Origin of the sequence: Lachnoclostridium phytofermentans ISDg, from assembly GCF_000018685.1 — a bacterium.
GTDB lineage: Bacteria > Bacillota > Clostridia > Lachnospirales > Lachnospiraceae > Lachnoclostridium > Lachnoclostridium phytofermentans.
Map to the genome: position 1 here is coordinate 1,054,307 of NC_010001.1, position 18,042 is coordinate 1,072,348.

The following is an 18,042-nucleotide window of genomic DNA, read 5'->3' on the forward strand; positions in this document are numbered from 1 at the left end:
AGAACAGACATGGGATATGTTGATGAGATAATAGAAAGAGCGATTGCAAAAAATCCGGGAGAACCAGAGTTTATTCAAGCGGTAAAGGAGGTTCTTACCTCCTTGAGACCAGTAGTGGATGCGAATGAGGATTTGTATAGAAAAGAGGCACTTTTAGAACGATTAATTGAGCCAGACAGACAATTTAAGTTTAGAGTACCATGGGTTGATGATAAAGGTCAGGTACAGGTTAATGTCGGATATCGTGTTCAGTTTAACAATTCTATCGGACCTTACAAGGGCGGCTTACGTTTACACCCATCTGTAAATATTGGCATTATCAAATTCTTAGGATTTGAGCAAATCTTCAAAAACTCCTTAACTAGCTTACCTATCGGTGGTGGTAAGGGAGGTTCTGATTTTGATCCTAAGGGCAAATCGGATCGTGAAGTAATGGCATTTTGTCAAAGTTTTATGACGGAGCTTTGTAAATATATCGGAGCAGACGTTGACGTTCCAGCGGGTGATATTGGTACAGGAGCAAGGGAAATCGGCTATATGTACGGTCAATATAAGAGAATTCGTGGTATGTACGAAGGTGTATTAACAGGAAAAGGTCTATCCTATGGTGGTTCTTTAGTTCGTACTGAAGCGACAGGATATGGTTTATTATATTTAACAGATGAGATGCTTAAGTGTAATGGTATCGATATTGCTGGTAAAACAGTTTGTATTTCTGGTTCTGGTAATGTTGCGATCTATGCTACGCAAAAAGCGCAACAGTTAGGCGCTAAGGTAGTTACGTTAAGTGATTCTACAGGTTGGGTTTATGACCCAGACGGAATTGATTTAGATGCAATAAAGGAAATCAAAGAAGTGAAACGTGCTCGTTTAACTGAGTACAGAAACTACAGACCAAACAGCGAATACTATGAAGGTAGAGGTGTATGGACTGTGAAATGTGATATTGCACTTCCTTGCGCTACACAAAACGAGTTATCGTTAGAAGATGCTAAAGTACTTGTTGCGAATGGATGCAAAGCAGTTGCAGAAGGTGCTAATATGCCTACAACGTTAGAAGCTACAGAGTATTTACAGGAAAATGGCGTTTTATTTGCTCCAGGTAAGGCCGCAAATGCAGGTGGTGTTGCTACCTCAGCACTCGAAATGAGCCAGAATTCTGAAAGACTTAGCTGGAGTTTTGAAGAAGTAGATGCTAAATTAAAGAGTATTATGGTTAATATCTTCCACAACATGGATGATGCATCGAAACGTTATGGTTTTGAAGGAAACTATGTTGTTGGAGCCAACATCGCCGGTTTTGAAAAGGTTGCATCGGCTATGATTGCACAAGGAGTCTGCTAATAAAGTTGAGTATAGGGTAATATGTTCATTTAGAGAAGCGTAAACTTATAAAACAATGAAAATGGAGAAGCCGTCCACCTGGTTATCTAGGTGAACAGCTTCCCTTTCTATCTAATCAATATTTTTCAATTAATCAATATCTTTTTCAATTAATCATATGTTTTTCAATTTATCATGTATCTTTTCAATCGATCTAACATACTTTCACCATCTAACCATATGTCTTTTTCTATCTACTTATATATTTACGCCTCCTGATTACCCTTCTTACCTCTGCTAATACGCTTAATAAAACAAACAATTCCTAGTAAAGTAGGTAAAACATATTGAAAAATAAGATTAAGAGGCATCATATAGGATAAAAAATATTCATCTAATTCGTACTGGGTAATTTTTCGTAAATAAACATAACAACAGCAAATTAACACCAGTGGAGCGCCAATGCATAACAAAAGTGTAGTTTTTCTTGATGGAGAAACAACATCAAGTGGAGCACTTGAATCTTCTTTTGGCTGCTCTTGCTCCTTTTTTTGAAACACAAAGCTAAAGCAAGTAACACTAATGAATGCAAAGACACATACTGCTGTAAAATCAGATACAATACAAATTAAAGTTATAAAGGCATCAAATCTTTCAAACGTACTTAGGATGGAGACTCCCTTGACTGATTGATAAATAGGATAGGTGAAGTTTTCTGTTAGTTTTGGCCCGTTGATGCAAAGAGATAATAGGATAGAGGCAAAGCATAGTAAAGTAAACTGTAAGATGCATCGGTATAATCTTATTTGAAAGGTTTGATGACTCTTTTGTTTGCCTTTAGTATCAGGGGCTTCATTGATATCACAAGGTAACTCTGGTTTGTGTTCAATGTTACCTAGAAAGAAAAGTAATAACATTAAATTCCCACCGATGGATGCGATACTTGGAATTCTTCTCAAATTATCGGTTAAGGAGCTAATGCTTATCGTTTTTAGATACTCTGTATGGAAACTAGGTACCGCAAAAAGAAATAAAATCCCTAGGAAAAATACTGCTGGCAGGAATAAAAATTCAGAAAAACGTAGTATTGTTTTACTTCCTTTTGAGAAAGCATATACACAAAGTAAAAATAGAAACCCAAGTAAAATATCTGCGGATATGGTTGGAAGTAGTGTGGTTTGAAGTAAAGTGGCATAGGAACCAATCTTAAATAAGATTACTAAGACACTCCAAAGTGCATAGACAAGAAGAATAAACTTAGCAATTACGGTACCAACTAAATCACTTAGAATCTCTAACAGTGAGTATCCTCGATATACATATAACACTTGATACATAAGCCAAGCAAAGACACAACCAATTACACCATAATACAATACAGCAACATATCCGGTAGAATCTCCAGATGGAGCTAGTAAGCCTGGCAAACTAGAAAAAATCGGAGTAATTGATAACAAAAGAAAAGTGTATGTGAATTGCCTGAGAGTTACTTTATTTTCCATAAGACGCACCTGTTTCTATCATATAATTTTTACCTAATTGTGAATCTGCGGAATATCGAAAGTTCACCGTCTCGATTTGAAAATCTGGGATCTCTTCTTCGGTTATTCCTTGCTCTTTGTACCTTTGGTTGATACGATTTTCTACTTCTAGCAGGTCTACTTTATGAGTCTTCATATAACTTGTTAAGGTAGCAAATTGACTTTGCATATATTGATTTTGTCTAGCGGTTAATTCTCTTATTTCTTCCGTCTCATAAAGGGAAGGTTGCTTCGTAGCCTCTTTAATATCGGTATCAAATTCAAGTTTTATGTCAGTAAAAATTTCATTTCCTTGATTTGTAACATCAATATTGCATTTGTAGTTGGTAATTTCTAATGCAATCGTAGAATTCACTTGGTTCGTGAATGCTTGTAGACTATCGTTTTCTTCTAAACTTTTCATCTGATCCGCTTGATGATAAGAAAGGTAGATTGGATAGGAACGAACTCTATTTCTAGCTAAATCAAGTAAAGAGGACATGGAGGTAGTTAAGTATTGATATAGGGAATCTCCTTTAAAAACAGCATAGCCTGAAATATAAAGAGATTGGTTGTCCTCTGTTAGATAAGGCAATAGTAGATTTCTTTTATTATCGGACAGAGCATTTAATACATCGAGCAATGTGTTGTCCGTCTTTTTTAGTAACTGCTTTTGCTTCATATCAAGAGCTTGCAGTTCCGATATCATATCCCTTTTCTCTTCTAAACCTCGAAAGATATAATCATGAATATTAGAGAGAGGAAGAAGATAAACGGAAGCATTCGTTTTAGTGGTATGCTCCCTAACAATATAATCAAGTCCCTTAAACAGCCCATCCTTGCAAACAGTATCACTAACCAAATAATAATTTGTGTGTGCAATAGTAATAGGATTACGGTTTTTTAATTGTAAGTCCACAAAGGCTTCATAGATCGTATTACCACTACCAGTTACGGCAAGGGATATTGAACTATCACCAGTTCCAGCGGCATCGCTATAGATTGCAGTAACGGTGTAGTTCGTGGATGACTTATCAATAGCGATTATTCGAACCAAATCCACGTTACTAATTTCTTGACGATTCATATTGATATAGCATAAATATAATAGTAGCAGAATAGCGAAAAAACCTAGTATTTTAAGATGATGATAGGTGCGATAATTTGATTTATTCATAGAGCAGTAGTTCCCAAAATATTATGGGAGGCACCTCCTTAACGTATTTTTTGTTTCCGGCGATTTTTTTTCGCAATTTTTTTTGGACGCAATTCAAAGTCTTTTATTGGGTAACGGAAAAATGTATCTTGAAGCACTTTTTCATGGGTGTCTACAAATGGAGTTAGATATGCGAATCCAAAACTATCTAAGCTACACAAGTGCAGACAGATGAAGATGATGCCAATCATAACACCGAAGAATCCAGCAAATGCTGCTAGAATTCCAAGAACAAATCGTGAGATACGCAGTGCGATGGCGAGGTCTTGATTAGGTACAGTAAATCCAGCGATACCGGTAAGTGCAACAACGATTACAACGACTGGAGATATAATATATGCAGAAACAGCAGCTTGACCGACCACTAAGCCACCAACAATAGACATCGCCTGACCAACGGGCTTTGGTAAACGAAGACCTGCTTCTATTAAAATCTCGAAAGAGAATAATAAACCAAGAACTTCAATCCATGAGGAAAATGGTACTTTCGCTTTTGCTTCCTGGATTGATAGTATCATCTGGACCGGCAGCAGTTGATTATGAAAGGTAGTAATTGCGATATAAAATGCAGGCAATAAAAGAGAGAGTAATACCGTAATATACCGTAGTAATCGAAAAGCAGAACTTGCCATAAAATTTTCTGAATAATCTTCTGGTGATTGTAATAACATTGGAAGTTGACATGGCAAAACATATACAAAAGGAATACCATCCACAACGATTGCGATTCTACCATCCGTAAGATTAGAGCAGCAGCGATCCGGACGTTGGGTATACATAATTTGCGGCATCAAGGTTTGCTTCGGTGGAACAATATATTCCTCGATAAAAGATGCTGCAGCGATATTATCAATATCAATGGATTGAAGTTGCTTTCTGATTTTATCCACAAGAGTTAAATCACAGATAGTACTAAGGTATACTAAAGCAACATCGGTTTTTGATTGCTTTCCAACATACATTTGCTCAATAACTAGATAAGGAGATCTGATACGCCTTCGTATTAAAGCTGTGTTTGTACGTAACACTTCGATAAAGGAGTCCTTTGCTCCTTTCATTACACCTTCTTCCGCTGGTTCGGAAACGGAACGTTTATCAAAGGTTCGAACATCATATAAAATTGCTTTTTGCAAATCATCGAAGATTAATGCTACCATACCGCTCATGACACTAGTCAGCAAGGAATCCATATCTGAGGCTTCCGAGGCGAAAGCGTGGTAAGTACCGCCATTATTATAGAAATACTCGAAAAGAGCTGCTTGAGTGGGGCATTGCTTTGCTCCTTCTTCTGTTGCCAGAGGTTTAATGATAGTAAGGTCAAATACCTGACTATTCACCAATCCATCAACGCAGAATACGGTAAGAGTAAGATTATAATCACTTTTTATATGAATCGGACGTACTAAAATATCTGTGCTATTATTAAACATTTCTTTTATTGTAGCAGAATTAATTACCTGGCTCATATTAATAACCATGCCTTTCCAGAGCCTGCAAACTTTGGGCTGCAGGAACAAATTTACGTGTGAATAAAATTTGTTGATTATTCACATTAATCCTATCAAAATGTTGTCATGCTACAAAGTATCGCTACCATTACATGATAACGGTAGTATTTACATTCTTAGGTAAAATTATGTATGTAGGTAATTAAAAAGTGGATAGAATAGGTAAGCTCGGTACTAAATTTAGTACTTTACTTGTCTATTCTATCCACTACTTTTATTGTTTACATAAACTATTATTCTATAAGCATGGTACTTAAGTTTTTGCTTTTAACTAGAAATAGATTATTTCATTAATTTAAGATTTTATTAATTTCGTTTTCCAAAGTAGATTCACTCATAGCACCTTTTTTTATCGTTGCAATACTTCCATTTGCATCTATAAATAAGGTAGTAGGATAGGAAGTTACACTATAAGCGTAAGATGCACTTTGTTTTGTATCATAAAATACTGGAAAACTAAATCCATTTTTTGATATAAAGCTTTGTCCGGTTTCCTTTGTTTCACGATAGCCATCTACCATGTCTACCATTAAGAAAGTAACACTTCCTTTGTATCGTTGATACATTGTATCAAAGCCTGGCATTTCACTTTTACATGGTCCGCACCAGCTTGCCCAGAAATTCACAACAATAGGTTTTCCGAAGTAATCACTTAACGATACAGCATTTCCATTACTATCGTATACGGTAAAGTTAGTAGCTGCGTTTTTATTGACTGGTTTCGTTGGAACAGGAGTACTAGTTGGAACAGGAGTACTAGTTGGAAAAGGAGTACTTGTTGGAACAGGAGTACTAGTTGATACAGGTGTCTTTGTCGGTACAGGAGTATTCGTTGCTTGAGGAGCTTTTGTTGGTTGTACCGCATTTTCCTGTTTTGCCGGAGCCTTGGTAGGTGCAGCATTAGCTACGTTATGTGTTGCTTTTTTTTCTTGTATATTTGTAGAACTATTATTTGAGTTTTCTACTATATCCGATTGTTCATTCAAAGGAGCAATAGTCCCGTTTGATTTCTCATTTAAGTTATCAGTATCGGATGCCTTTTCTTCTACTGAATTAGTATCTGGTAAAATAGTTGGGTCAATTGATTTTGTAGTGGAATCGTCACTCTCTTCCGTAGGATATGGAACATCTGACTCTTCGCTTGCAAGCCTTGATTCAGACTGAGGTTTGAAGGATTCTTCATTTTCAAAACCTTTGGCAAGTTGTTTGTAAAGAAAAACAGATACTACTAATATTGCGGTAAATACACCTGTTATTATATAAGTTTTTTTCTTATTCATATGTTATCCTTTCCCTGCATGAAAAAAAGCTATCTAATACTTAGTAGGGCGAGTAATCTTCCATAGGTTCCAGTAATCATAAGAAGTCCAATGACGATTAGTAGGATTCCTGCAATCATATTAATAACTTTATAGTGCTTCTTAATAAAGTCAAAAGCGGATTTTAACTGATCTATTAATAGAGCACTGAAAAGGAAGGGGATACCCAGACCTAAGGTATAGGCGCTTAACATAAAGAACCCTTTTAAAGCACTTCCAGACTGAGCAGCCATTACGAGTGCGGAGCCTAAGAAAGTACCAACGCATGGTGTCCATCCTACAGAGAAGATAATACCGAGTAAGACAGAAGGGAAAAAACCATGTGATTGATGTTCGGATTTTAGCTTTAGAGCTCCGTTAAAGAGCTTAATCCGAAATATTCCAAGGTAGCTAAGTCCAAAGAATATGATGATGGAACCAGATACGATATTAATGATCTGTCCATAGCGTATTATGAAACGCCCTAATGTTCCTGCAAAGGCACCTAAGCTTATAAAGGTTATAGAAAATCCTGTAATAAAACCGAGTGCTGCATACAATGTACCATGTTTTGTTCGCTCAGAGGGTCTGCCTGCAATATATGTTAAATACAGTGGTAGCATAGGCAGAAGGCAAGGCGACAAAAATGTAATGATTCCTTCTAAAAATGTAATAATGTATTCCAAACGAAACTCCTTTCTTAATTCTTAAAAATTAAGTTATCGTGGAAACTGCTTTAAGGCTAACGTAAAACATTTACAAAATCAAATGTAAGTTCTTGAAGAGTTGTAAAAAATAGGTTAAAATATTTTTGATTTGTAAAGATTTATATAATATTGGATAAAATCACAGTAAAATTAGGAGGTTGGAGGAAAGAAAGATACCTAATTCAGGAAAAAAGTACGAGTCATATGATAATTAGATAGATAATCTATTGGTGAGCGTAAGATAAGATTTCTTCTTTTATTATCTAATTAGGAGAACACCAGAGGGGTTATACTTACCTAGCACTTTTATACGTGCTGGTAGAAATCGGGATTATTGAATTTTATAGTAAAGCGATTAAGCGGACTGTTAAAAAGAGAACTCTTGCTGATAGCTGATTTTATATCAGTTATCCAACAAAAGTTCCCTTTTACAATTAAAAAAGTCTAGTGTTATATCATCAAATTTCTAAATATTGTTGCATATCCAGTCCTTTACCAATGCAAAAAATTCACGCACATAGTACTGAGGAGTAGTAAATAAAAATTCATGAGCAGAAGATAGGGACAGATTTTTATAACCAAGTTTCATTGCAATTCGTGAAGCACGGTAGGTGTGAAAGTTACTTGTGACAACAACCACACTACTATTGGGATCATCAATAAATGATTGGCTAAAAGTTAGATTTTCTACCGTATTGGTAGAATGTTCTTCTAGTAATATTCTTTCTTCTTTTACTCCTCGTGCTATAAGCCCTCGCTTTATGGCATAAGCCTCAGTGACATCTTCTCCGTCACCTTGTCCTCCGGAACAAATTGCTTTTGTGTTTGGATTTTTTAATAAATAGTCAGCAGCAGTATTAATGCGGGCATTTAGCGTAAGAGAAGGGGTTCTTCCTCTAACTTGAGCACCCAAGATGATAACGTAATCTGCATTAGGAACGGGGGTTTGAAGACTTTTTGCTACTAAAAATCCTTCTGCTAATAAAAATATTGAAAGACCAATCCACACACTATATTGTATAACGAGTCGTAATGAGTTATGAAAGGTACTTGGATATTTCATAAGGTAAGTAAGAACAAAGGAAGCACTGAAAAGACTGAGCGCTAGCGCTATCCAAAACCATAGAAACGATGTTTTCGGACCGGAATAAAACAAAACAATGAAAAAATAAAGTATGGAAAGGACGGAAACAGTCCGTAGCATTAAGATTGTGATACGCATTTTAACCTCTATTCTAGCACATGTTGTGCTTTTTTCTTCATGAAAAGATAACTGTGGTTAGCGTATCATAGGTTTTAAAATATAGCAAGCAAGATGTGTGAAAATAAAAAGTGGAGCAATCAATATCTTCTAAGCAAAGTGAAAATCTTTACATTGAATTATTGGTTACTCCACGAAATTTTTGCTACATGATATCTCTAAGTGCTTTTCATAAAACTAATTAACGCCAAGGACCACGACCAGGACCACGCCAAGGATCACGCCAAGGACCTCTCCAAGGGCCAGGGCCAAACCAAGGACCAGGGCCGAACCAAGGACCAGGACCAAACCAAGGGCCAAATGGAGGTCTACCATCACAACAAGGTCTAGACATATATAAGTGCTCCTTTCTTATTCTTACTACATTATATGAATTGCTTCAACAAAATTTACCAATCGTACAAGGGATAAATGTATGAATTTGAAAAAAAAATATATTTTAACAATTATATTGTCCACCAAACTAGTAGAAATAAGAAATACATCGGTGAAAAATAAGAGATTAGTGCCTTAAGACATTAGACTAAACTTCTTTAATTGAGAAATTAAGCAGGGAAACTTTACAATATTGAAAGAAATTGTTTATAATGACAAAAAACGATAAAAAACTCTGTGAAAATACACAATGAAATAAATATTTACAATATATTACATATTGATTATAATAAGAATATCACATATGGGGGGTCATACAGTGAACGTGAAATAATTAATAGGAGGAGTTGTTCGTGAAAGTTGCCTTTTTTAGTACAGAAGGCTCATGCGGCGCTACCAGTAGTATGGCTGCAATAAGCATAGCAGCAGTCCTTAGTGAAAAACTGCGTATATTGACATTAGAAAATCATTGGAACGAAAGCACTATTGCGGAATGCTATTTTTATGAGAATAGCACCAATATCATAAAGCAAGGATGTGTTCATTACTTAGAACATGGTATGCTTGATAATCTGGTGAGACATTTCGCCGCAATGACCAACAAAAGACGAGAGGGAATCATGACAGTAGAAGTAATTGAAGATAGCCTCTACTATATGCCTCAGAATGCATTCAACCATGATTTGTTTGACTATGAATTTTCTTGTAATATGTTACCAATGCTAAAAATTCTTGAAACTTCTTATCCTTTTCTTTTCATCGATACCAAAAATCAAACCTTAAGTTCTAAAATAATTTTAGATGAAGCAGACTTTGTAGTTTTAAATCTACCTCAAAATGAATTATTAATTGAAGATATCATGAAATCTTATTCTTCTATTCTAAACAAATCGCTCTTTTTAATGTGTGATTATCGTGAACAATCTTCTATCTCTATTCCACTTATTATGAACGAGTATCAAATTTTACCCGAACAATTGGCAATTCTTCCACATTCTATTCCATTTGAGACTGCAATAAAGGAAGGTAGTGCAATTAATTTTATTTATAGTAATTATGATTGCGATGTGAACCATGTAAATTATGCCTTTATGAAGGAGCTTAAGAGAACAACGAGGCTAATTTTACAAGGGTCTCAATTAAAAATGTGTGCGATTGGAGGTAATAGGAATGAAGCGAAAACAAATTGTTACGCGTTTTGAGAGAATGAGAAGAGTGAAATTTGTTTTAGTTTCTAGTTTCATTGCTATTGTCTCAACGATAATTGGTGTAAGCATAATTTTTCTTTACTTAGAAAAGCAAAGAATAGATTTCGATCAGAGGATAGAGGAACGTAAAAGATATGTTTACCTTGCAAAGGATACTATCAATCCCGGTGAAATTCTGAGTGATGATAACCTTAAAAAGGTATACCTAGAGTGCGATATGCCAACAGAATATTACATAACAGAAGTTCAACTAGGAACTATGGCAATTATTCCAATTGAAGTTGATATGCCAATATTAAGAACGATGTGTTCAAAAGGCGCTATTTCTGATGAACTTAGAGAAGTTTCCTGTGAGGTAGTAAACTTAAATGATAATCTGATGGAAAATGATTATGTAGACATTAGACTTCGATATTCTAACGGAGAAGATTATGTTGTCTTATCGAAAAAAAGCGTTCATAACTTATCCTCACTTGAAAGACAAAAGCAGGGAGAAGAAACATGTTATCTTTGGTTAAAAGAAGAGGAGATTCTTAATTTTTCAGCGGCTATGGTGGATGCTTATATATACAGCGGTTCAAGCTTTTATACGGTAAAATACTTAGAGCCACAATTGCAAGAAGCCTCTAATGTTACTTATATTCCACGGCTAGAAACCCTAGATATGATTAAACAATATCCTGAGATTGTAGACACTGCCAAAGTAACTTTAAAAGAAAGATTACGGAAAGAGTTAGAGAATCGCCTTCATTATTTTATTACCCATGAAATACGCGACATCAATTGGTCGATGGAAAAGAGCTTAGGAGAGGATAAAAAAGAGGATATCAATACAAATCCAAATGGAAATACGGATACATATGATGGGGTTGAGGAAACTGGGTGGGAGGAGATTCCATGATAGCTTTTGTTGGAAATGAATCATCTGATATAATGCTATATTTGGCGATAACTCTTAAGCAACAAAATAGACGTGTTCTAATACTTGATGAAACGAAACGTGAAACGATTCCGTGTTTTTTAGAGGAGGGAAATACAACGGATCAATACGAAGTCGTTAAGAATAGTATAGAACAACATAGAGAAATAGACTATTTGTCTGGGCACAGGTTCTCTTCTTTTGATGCCAGTTGTCTTGAAAAATTAAAAGAGGATTATGACGATATTTTTCTTCGAGTTGAACGAAATTATGATGAAACATGGACTGCTCATTGTAAATCGATACTATTTTTATCAGATTTACAGAAGGACTCCATCGAGTATTTAAAAATTATTTCAGAAATAAGACAACCTGACATCATAATGTTGCGAAATATAATAAATTGTAAGATTAAGCCCAAATATGTTCTTTTGCAATTAAGAAAGAAAGAAAAAGAAACAAAAGTTATTCTTGTTCCATATCGGAATAAGGATAGGAGATATCAGATTGAAAATCAATATAATAATAGAGTCCGATTTAATCAATTATCTTCTAAACTTCGGAGGGGGATACTAGAAATTCTTTGTTTTTTAGTACCGGAGTTAGATAAAAGGAAGATAAAGAAGGCCTTTGAGGTGGCGGGAAAGGGGATTTAATATGAAAATTTTGTTTTGGGGTAATACGCGTGGGCAGGCAGGAACAAGTGCCAATATGATAGCAGTAGCAATGATGAACGATTTACTTTATCAGAAAAAAAGCATATTATTGCAAACACATTTTGACTTAAATCAACTTGAGGCTTGGCTGTTAGAAAGAAAAAAACGTGAGTTAGTTTGTGATTATCGTGTAGGAATTGATCAATTGATTCAAGGAATATTATCTGGAATGAATACGAGACAGCTGCTTATGGATTGCTGTTTATCCGTAACAGAAGAGTGTATTGATTTTTTACCTGGTACACAAGCAAAGAATCGAGAAGTATATGAACAAGGATTACAGGAGGCTTACCATACGATACTAAATCTTGCACAACAGTGTTATGAGGATGTATTTATTGATGCATGTACAGGAATGAATCCATTTATGGAAAAACTATGGGATGAGGCGGATTATGTTGTTGTTTGTTTAAGTCAAAATATTAGAGTACTTAATGATTTTTTTCTTAACTATACTTATGATCGAAAGAAAACTCTGTTTTTAATTGGAAATTATGATAAGCGCTCAGAACTAAATCTAAAGAATCTTTTCAAACGTTATAAATCATTAAACTATCAAAATACCATGGTTATCCCATATAATGTTGAATTTCGTGATGCAATGTCATTAACAAAAATTAAAGAATTCTTCTATCAAAACATCCACTGTGATAAAGAGGATAGTAATTTTGAATTTATTGAGCAAGTAAAAGGATTTGCTTCACTTTTATATCGCTTATCAGAAGAAAATCAGTTAAAGATACCGAATGAATATAATTATTGGACTGCATTAGGAGGGGCTTCAAGTGTTCTTTAATCTTTTACTTTTTGGTGTGCTACTAGTACTTCTTATCATCTTTATACTATTCCTTTGTTATGATGGAAGGAGTAAGGAAGAAAAGAGGGTGGAGGGCAACCCTTATCAGCTATCGAACCTTCAAAATAAATTAAAGCAGTATTTTTATGAAAATGTCAATGAAGAGCTTCATACGAAACATTTAACAAAACAGGAACTACAGAAATTGAAGCATCAGAAAATATACCTTCGCAAAGCATTACACGAATGCAATGTAGGATCAGATGTTGCAAAACGTTATGTGAAAGAGCAAATCAAAGAGTGGTTACAAAGTTCCAACAAGATTACCCCTGAGAACATTAATTTTATAATTCCTTTTCATGATGTTATAGGCTTAAATTGCCAAGACAAATTTGAAATTTTGTTATATCACTATAAGACTGAGCATGGTGCAGAGGCGTTTTATAAATTATTAACGGACTACGATCTATGGAATCCACAACAGAGGGAGGACACTCCATATGAGATTACGCAAGATCAGATACATAGGATATTTGATATTGCAGGTATTCGCCTTAGTTTTACGGACAAGTTAGAAATCATTGCTCAGAGACTTTATCAGAATTATAAGGGGCATGGACCTGTGGATGAACTGAGGGATATGAATATTGATGGAGTCTCTGGTGGAGTATCGGGAGCTTTGTCAGAAAATGTTCATGGGATTACGAGGGATGCGATGAATGGAAATTCGAATCTAAAGAATAGCATTTGGGTATTCTTTCGTGGGCTAATGATCCATCTAAGCTTTCTCTCCTTTTCCTCAGCAGAAGAGCTACAAAAAATATGCAGAAATATCTATCGTTATGGAAAACCAGGGCAATTATCCGCGGTTCGTGGTTATATTGTGAATGAAATGATGGATGGCTCACGTGTTGTTGTCGTTCGACCGCCATTTGCAGAAAGTTGGTCATTTTTTGTTAGAAAGTTTAACTATCTGGGAGTATCAAAGTTAACGGAATTAATAACCGATGAAGACGCGTCTCTTGTAATAACTATATTACGCCTTTTAATAAGAGGGGAGCAGGTTATAGGTATTACAGGAGAACAAGGCTCTGGAAAGACGACATTACTAAAATCATTAATTCAATTCATACCCCCGTCTTATACTCTTCGTGTGCAAGAGTTAGTCTTTGAGTTACACCTTAGAGAAATATATCCAGAACGAAACATTGTAAGTTTTAGAGAAACAGCAGAAATTCAAGGTAGGGAAGGCCTAGATCTGCAAAAGAAAACTGATGGAACAGTAAATATCATTGGAGAGGTGGCAAGTGCCCCAGTTGCTAGCTGGTTAGTTATGGTTTCGCAAGTAGCAAGTAAATATACTATATTTACTCATCATGCTAAGACGACGAAACATCTAGTGATGGCACTACGAAATGATTTAATGATAACAGGAGCTTTTCAGAATGAGAATGCCGCACAGATGCAGGTAAAGGCCTCTATCCGATTTGATGTTCACGTGGCTAAAGATAGTAATGGGCATCGGTATATTGAACGAATCACAGAAATTGAACCAAATATTTATGAGAATAAGATTACGGTAAGGGATATTATAAGATATGAAAGTGGTAGATATCTATTGGTACAGCCAGTAAGTGAAGCAACGGAAGAAGAGATGTTTACTCACCTTTCCACAGAGGAGAAAGACACTTATATGCTGCTATTTCAATCGAAGGGGGAGAGTTGGTCATGAGAATTATTCATAAGGGAAAGAAGGAAATTCTAACTGCAATAATACTCTATACCATTTCACTAACGATTTTAACTATTCTTAATATTCCGTTTTCTCTTTATTATTTTAGTGTGATAGCAGTTTTGTTCTTTGTATTTCATATGGAGATTTATTGGAAGAAAGAGAATAGAAGCTTTGTAAAGCAGCTGCTAGAGCTTGATTGGTTGCTTTCGGAAGTTCGACACCGATATTATGTTCATGGAATGGTAGATGAAGCGGCCCAGGAGGCTTATGAAGTTTGTAAAATTCCCGGGCTAAAGGAGAAAATCTATGCAATTTATGAAGCTTTATGTTCTGTAGATATGAATTTAGCCAAGGAAAGATTTAAACATATGAATCAAAATCGCTACTTTCGTATGTTTTTGACGTTAAGTCTTATGGTAATGGAATTTGGAGATAAAACAGTAGAAGGTCAATCTCTTTATTTAAGAAACCTGAAGCGTCTGCGAGAAGAGATACATATCGAATTAAAAAATAATCAGACACTAAAACATCATTTTTCTGGGTTGACCTTTCTTATTGTTGTACCGATCACTACACTAGGAGCAATTGAATCCTGGGGACTTAGCAATTTACCAGAGCTATCTTCCTACTACGAAGGGGCATATCGTATTCTATTTTACGCTTTTCTTTTTATTCTAACAGTTGGCTTATATTATCTGTTTTTTCTTCTAAAAACACCAATCAAAGTAATTATTAAACAACATCCATGGCTTAAACTAGTATCGAAACATAGCTTGTTTTTTAGATACTGCCGAAATTATGAACATTTCTTTCCAAGGAATTTTGAGAAACTAAGAATATCCTTAATCCAAGTTGGAGAAACCATGGATATGTCTGAGTTTCTATGTAAACGTATTATCTATGGTTTTCTAGGATTTTCTCTTTCTTTTCTATGGACCTTATTTTTCTTGATGTATCTATGGAAAATCAAAATTATTTTTTTAGTATTGCTATCTACCCTTCTATGTTTCTTCCTCCCAGTTTGGGTTTTAAAATACCGTGTGCGTCTTGCTAAGGTTTATATGGAGGATGAGGTTTTTCAATTCCAAGCGATCCTCATGATGGTAATGTATATGGATCGTATCTCAACTTTTGAGTTACTTGAGATTATGGAGGACTTCTCCATTATATTTAAAAAACAGTTACGCCAATGCTTATTAGATTATGACGTAGGGCAGAAGGAAGCCTTACTCCAATTAAAAGAAAATACATATTGCGAAGCGTTTCATAGATTGATAGACAACTTGATTATGTGTGATGACATTGGAGTAACAAAGGCTTTGGATGAGGTTGCATTAGAGATTCAATTCTACAGTGAGAAAAGACAACAGCAAACGAATTATCAATTAGAACAAAAGGGGATTCTATGTAGATTTTTATCTTTTCTACCGTTGGTAACAACAATTGCGCTGTATCTTATATTACCTTTTGTCACTGTCAGTTTATCTAAGCTTATGGAAGTCAGTGAGGCGATAGCAAATGGAAAGTAGGAGATTATGGAAAGTGCAATAAAAGGATTATTAATGGCAGCAGGTGTTGTTTTGACGTGTATCGTAATAGGAATTGGATTTTACATGGCTAGAGAAGCCAAATCAACGGCAATGTCATCTGCAGAAAGTTTATCAGACTTTAAACGGGAGATTTCTGAGAAAGATATCAATCGATTTGATGATAGAGAGGTGACTGGTAGCGATGTTGTAAATTTTACGAGGAAAGAGTTAAGAAAATATAAGAGTGGACAAGAAGCTCCAGTATCGGTCAAGATCTCTACCTCATTAGGAAATTACACATACGAGAATAACACTATGCTGAAAGAATTAAGGGATATTACCAGCGCACGGTATGTTGATCCGCTTGCTATGTTTCAAGGAAAAGTTGTTCGTGATGATAATGATGTTATTATAAGAGTCGAGTTTACGCAGAAGTAAAGTGCGAAGTGTGAAGAGAATTTCTAAGGCGCCAAAAGACGCCGCCTAAGAAAAATTCTAAACTTCAAACCAGAAGTTTATACCTGCGTAATCCTCGGTACAAACTTCTAGTCTACTGTGCAGGCACGTTTTCTAGTAGGAGAAAAATAGTTCTAAGTCAGTCAAAACGTTAACTAAGAATTGCTAAGCTACATGCGGAGTAAAGATTTTATTAGTATTTAGAATATCAAACCAAATTTGTAGGTTTATAGTATGAATTAAATTAACTTTATGATTAATTATAATTTTAATAAATTTATGGAGGAACGAAATGGATAATTCATTAAAAGGATTAATTTTAGCCGCAGGAGTGGTAATAACTTGTATCGTAGTTGGATTGGGATTTTATATTTCAAGAGAAGCAAAGAATACAAGTAGCGGTGGTATCAGCCAAATTACTAGAATGAATGGTGAGTATCAGGACATCAATAAGACGATGTATGATGGAATAAAGGTCAGTGGTCGTGAAGTCGTTGAGGCAATTAAAAAATATGAGACTGAGATAAAAGGAGGAGTATTCTCTATCGTTGTTTATACTGGAATGCGTAATATCGCAAGTTCGGGAATCTTATTCCAATCCAATCAGTACAATATTGAAAGAATTAAAGAGAAAAAGAGTGAGTATTATATTAATCCAGATGGAAACTTCCTAGGAGAAACGTTTTTAGATCAAAATGGAGTTGTGACGATGATGACATTTGTTCAACAGTAGGAAATAAAAAAAGAGGAAAGAGTGAAATGATTTTAATCTTTCACCCGCCAAGTTTGTGCTGCGCCAAACTTGAGCTATTATCTGCTCCTAAAAGATAGTCGCAGCATGGAGGCTAAATATGGAGGAGATTACATCGTTTTTATCGCATGTATTTGGTGCATTGTTGTTTTGTATTGCGATTACACTTCTATTTTACATACAAAAAGTAGAGGAAACAGCTTGTTCTGTTCTGTCAACAAATCCTGTAGAATCTGCTGTCAAGAATCCTTAGGGGTAAGGTATGGAGACACTGGGAAGGATAACAGCGGTTCTTTTGGCAGCAATATTATTATTTTTATTTCCTCTGCGATATAATGCTACACTGCAAAGACAGATAAGAGAGGAAGTAATCCTACAGGAATTGATAAACTTTGTTGAACATAGAAAAGTGGAAAAGAAGATCACAAAATTACAGTATCAAGACTTTATGGATCGATTGCATGGTATATTGGATGGATTTACTGTAGAACTAATTTGCTATCGTGAATTTGTCTATGCTCAAGGAGAAACAAAGGAGCAACTGCTATATACAGATGTGGAAAATAGGGTAATGGAAGAATCCGTATTCTTATTTGAAAAGGGTGACTATGTTACAATTAGGATTTTGCATGATGCAGACGGGGTAATAGAACAGTTAGAATCACTATTTATACCTACTGGTATAAAAGTACAGGAATATGTATATGGGGGAATGATACCGTAG

At 35.2% G+C, this 18,042-nt stretch carries 18 protein-coding genes; 11 read left to right on the forward strand and 7 right to left on the reverse strand.

Annotation, left to right across the window (positions count from 1 at the left end; all coding sequences use genetic code 11):
* The first annotated feature begins 9 nt into the window (after nt 1–9).
* The gene (gene gdhA, locus CPHY_RS04420) at nt 10–1,344 is read left to right on the forward strand and encodes an NADP-specific glutamate dehydrogenase (RefSeq protein ID WP_012198858.1); all 1,335 of its coding nucleotides are present in this window, start codon (nt 10–12) and stop codon (nt 1,342–1,344) included.
* A gap of 245 nt (nt 1,345–1,589) precedes the next feature.
* On the opposite strand, the gene CPHY_RS04425 is transcribed toward gdhA, so the two are convergent.
* The 7 genes from CPHY_RS04425 to CPHY_RS21445 form a co-directional block, all read right to left on the reverse strand.
* The gene (locus CPHY_RS04425) at nt 1,590–2,825 is read right to left on the reverse strand and encodes a GerAB/ArcD/ProY family transporter (RefSeq protein ID WP_012198859.1); all 1,236 of its coding nucleotides are present in this window, start codon (nt 2,823–2,825) and stop codon (nt 1,590–1,592) included.
* On the reverse strand, nt 2,815–4,020 hold the full coding sequence (locus tag CPHY_RS04430) for a Ger(x)C family spore germination protein (RefSeq protein WP_012198860.1): 1,206 nt from the start codon (nt 4,018–4,020) through the stop codon (nt 2,815–2,817). The genes CPHY_RS04425 and CPHY_RS04430 overlap by 11 nt, the downstream gene beginning before the upstream one ends.
* A gap of 38 nt (nt 4,021–4,058) precedes the next feature.
* The gene (locus CPHY_RS04435; protein ID WP_012198861.1) at nt 4,059–5,537 is read right to left on the reverse strand and encodes a spore germination protein; all 1,479 of its coding nucleotides are present in this window, start codon (nt 5,535–5,537) and stop codon (nt 4,059–4,061) included.
* Nucleotides 5,538–5,857: 320 nt separating this feature from the next.
* Nucleotides 5,858–6,847, reverse strand: coding sequence for a redoxin domain-containing protein (locus CPHY_RS20590; protein WP_012198862.1), 990 nt, complete (start codon nt 6,845–6,847; stop codon nt 5,858–5,860).
* Nucleotides 6,848–6,876: 29 nt separating this feature from the next.
* The gene (locus CPHY_RS04445; RefSeq protein ID WP_012198863.1) at nt 6,877–7,551 is read right to left on the reverse strand and encodes a cytochrome c biogenesis CcdA family protein; all 675 of its coding nucleotides are present in this window, start codon (nt 7,549–7,551) and stop codon (nt 6,877–6,879) included.
* 487 nt (nt 7,552–8,038) lie between these two features.
* A complete protein-coding gene (locus tag CPHY_RS04450; protein ID WP_012198864.1) occupies nt 8,039–8,794 on the reverse strand; it encodes a YdcF family protein in 756 nt (251 codons plus the stop codon).
* Between the two features lie 220 nt (nt 8,795–9,014).
* Entirely contained in the window at nt 9,015–9,167 is a 153-nt protein-coding gene (locus tag CPHY_RS21445) for a hypothetical protein (protein WP_198301334.1), read from the reverse strand.
* A gap of 394 nt (nt 9,168–9,561) precedes the next feature.
* Between CPHY_RS21445 and CPHY_RS04455 the strand changes: the two genes are divergently transcribed.
* The 10 genes from CPHY_RS04455 to CPHY_RS04495 all read left to right on the forward strand — a co-directional run bounded on the left by CPHY_RS04455 (nt 9,562) and on the right by CPHY_RS04495 (nt 18,042).
* Nucleotides 9,562–10,410 (forward strand): hypothetical protein, encoded by an 849-nt coding sequence (locus tag CPHY_RS04455; protein WP_012198865.1) that lies wholly within the window; start codon nt 9,562–9,564, stop codon nt 10,408–10,410.
* Complete coding sequence (locus CPHY_RS04460; RefSeq protein ID WP_041703184.1) at nt 10,379–11,317, forward strand: SAF domain-containing protein; 939 nt, start codon at nt 10,379–10,381, stop codon at nt 11,315–11,317. The genes CPHY_RS04455 and CPHY_RS04460 overlap by 32 nt, the downstream gene beginning before the upstream one ends.
* Complete coding sequence (locus tag CPHY_RS04465) at nt 11,314–11,991, forward strand: hypothetical protein (RefSeq protein ID WP_012198867.1); 678 nt, start codon at nt 11,314–11,316, stop codon at nt 11,989–11,991. The genes CPHY_RS04460 and CPHY_RS04465 overlap by 4 nt, the downstream gene beginning before the upstream one ends.
* A gap of 1 nt (nt 11,992) precedes the next feature.
* Nucleotides 11,993–12,847 (forward strand): hypothetical protein, encoded by an 855-nt coding sequence (locus tag CPHY_RS04470; RefSeq protein WP_012198868.1) that lies wholly within the window; start codon nt 11,993–11,995, stop codon nt 12,845–12,847.
* Entirely contained in the window at nt 12,837–14,579 is a 1,743-nt protein-coding gene (locus CPHY_RS04475; RefSeq protein WP_012198869.1) for an ATPase, T2SS/T4P/T4SS family, read from the forward strand. The genes CPHY_RS04470 and CPHY_RS04475 overlap by 11 nt, the downstream gene beginning before the upstream one ends.
* A complete protein-coding gene (locus tag CPHY_RS04480; protein ID WP_012198870.1) occupies nt 14,576–16,111 on the forward strand; it encodes a hypothetical protein in 1,536 nt (511 codons plus the stop codon). The genes CPHY_RS04475 and CPHY_RS04480 overlap by 4 nt, the downstream gene beginning before the upstream one ends.
* 6 nt (nt 16,112–16,117) lie before the next feature.
* Entirely contained in the window at nt 16,118–16,549 is a 432-nt protein-coding gene (locus CPHY_RS04485; protein ID WP_041703186.1) for a hypothetical protein, read from the forward strand.
* Between the two features lie 310 nt (nt 16,550–16,859).
* Nucleotides 16,860–17,300: a hypothetical protein gene (locus CPHY_RS04490; protein ID WP_012198872.1), complete on the forward strand. Its 441-nt coding sequence runs from the start codon at nt 16,860–16,862 to the stop codon at nt 17,298–17,300.
* Nucleotides 17,301–17,418: 118 nt separating this feature from the next.
* On the forward strand, nt 17,419–17,571 hold the full coding sequence (locus tag CPHY_RS21610; RefSeq protein WP_157668655.1) for a hypothetical protein: 153 nt from the start codon (nt 17,419–17,421) through the stop codon (nt 17,569–17,571).
* Nucleotides 17,572–17,580: 9 nt separating this feature from the next.
* Nucleotides 17,581–18,042 (forward strand): hypothetical protein, encoded by a 462-nt coding sequence (locus CPHY_RS04495; RefSeq protein ID WP_012198873.1) that lies wholly within the window; start codon nt 17,581–17,583, stop codon nt 18,040–18,042.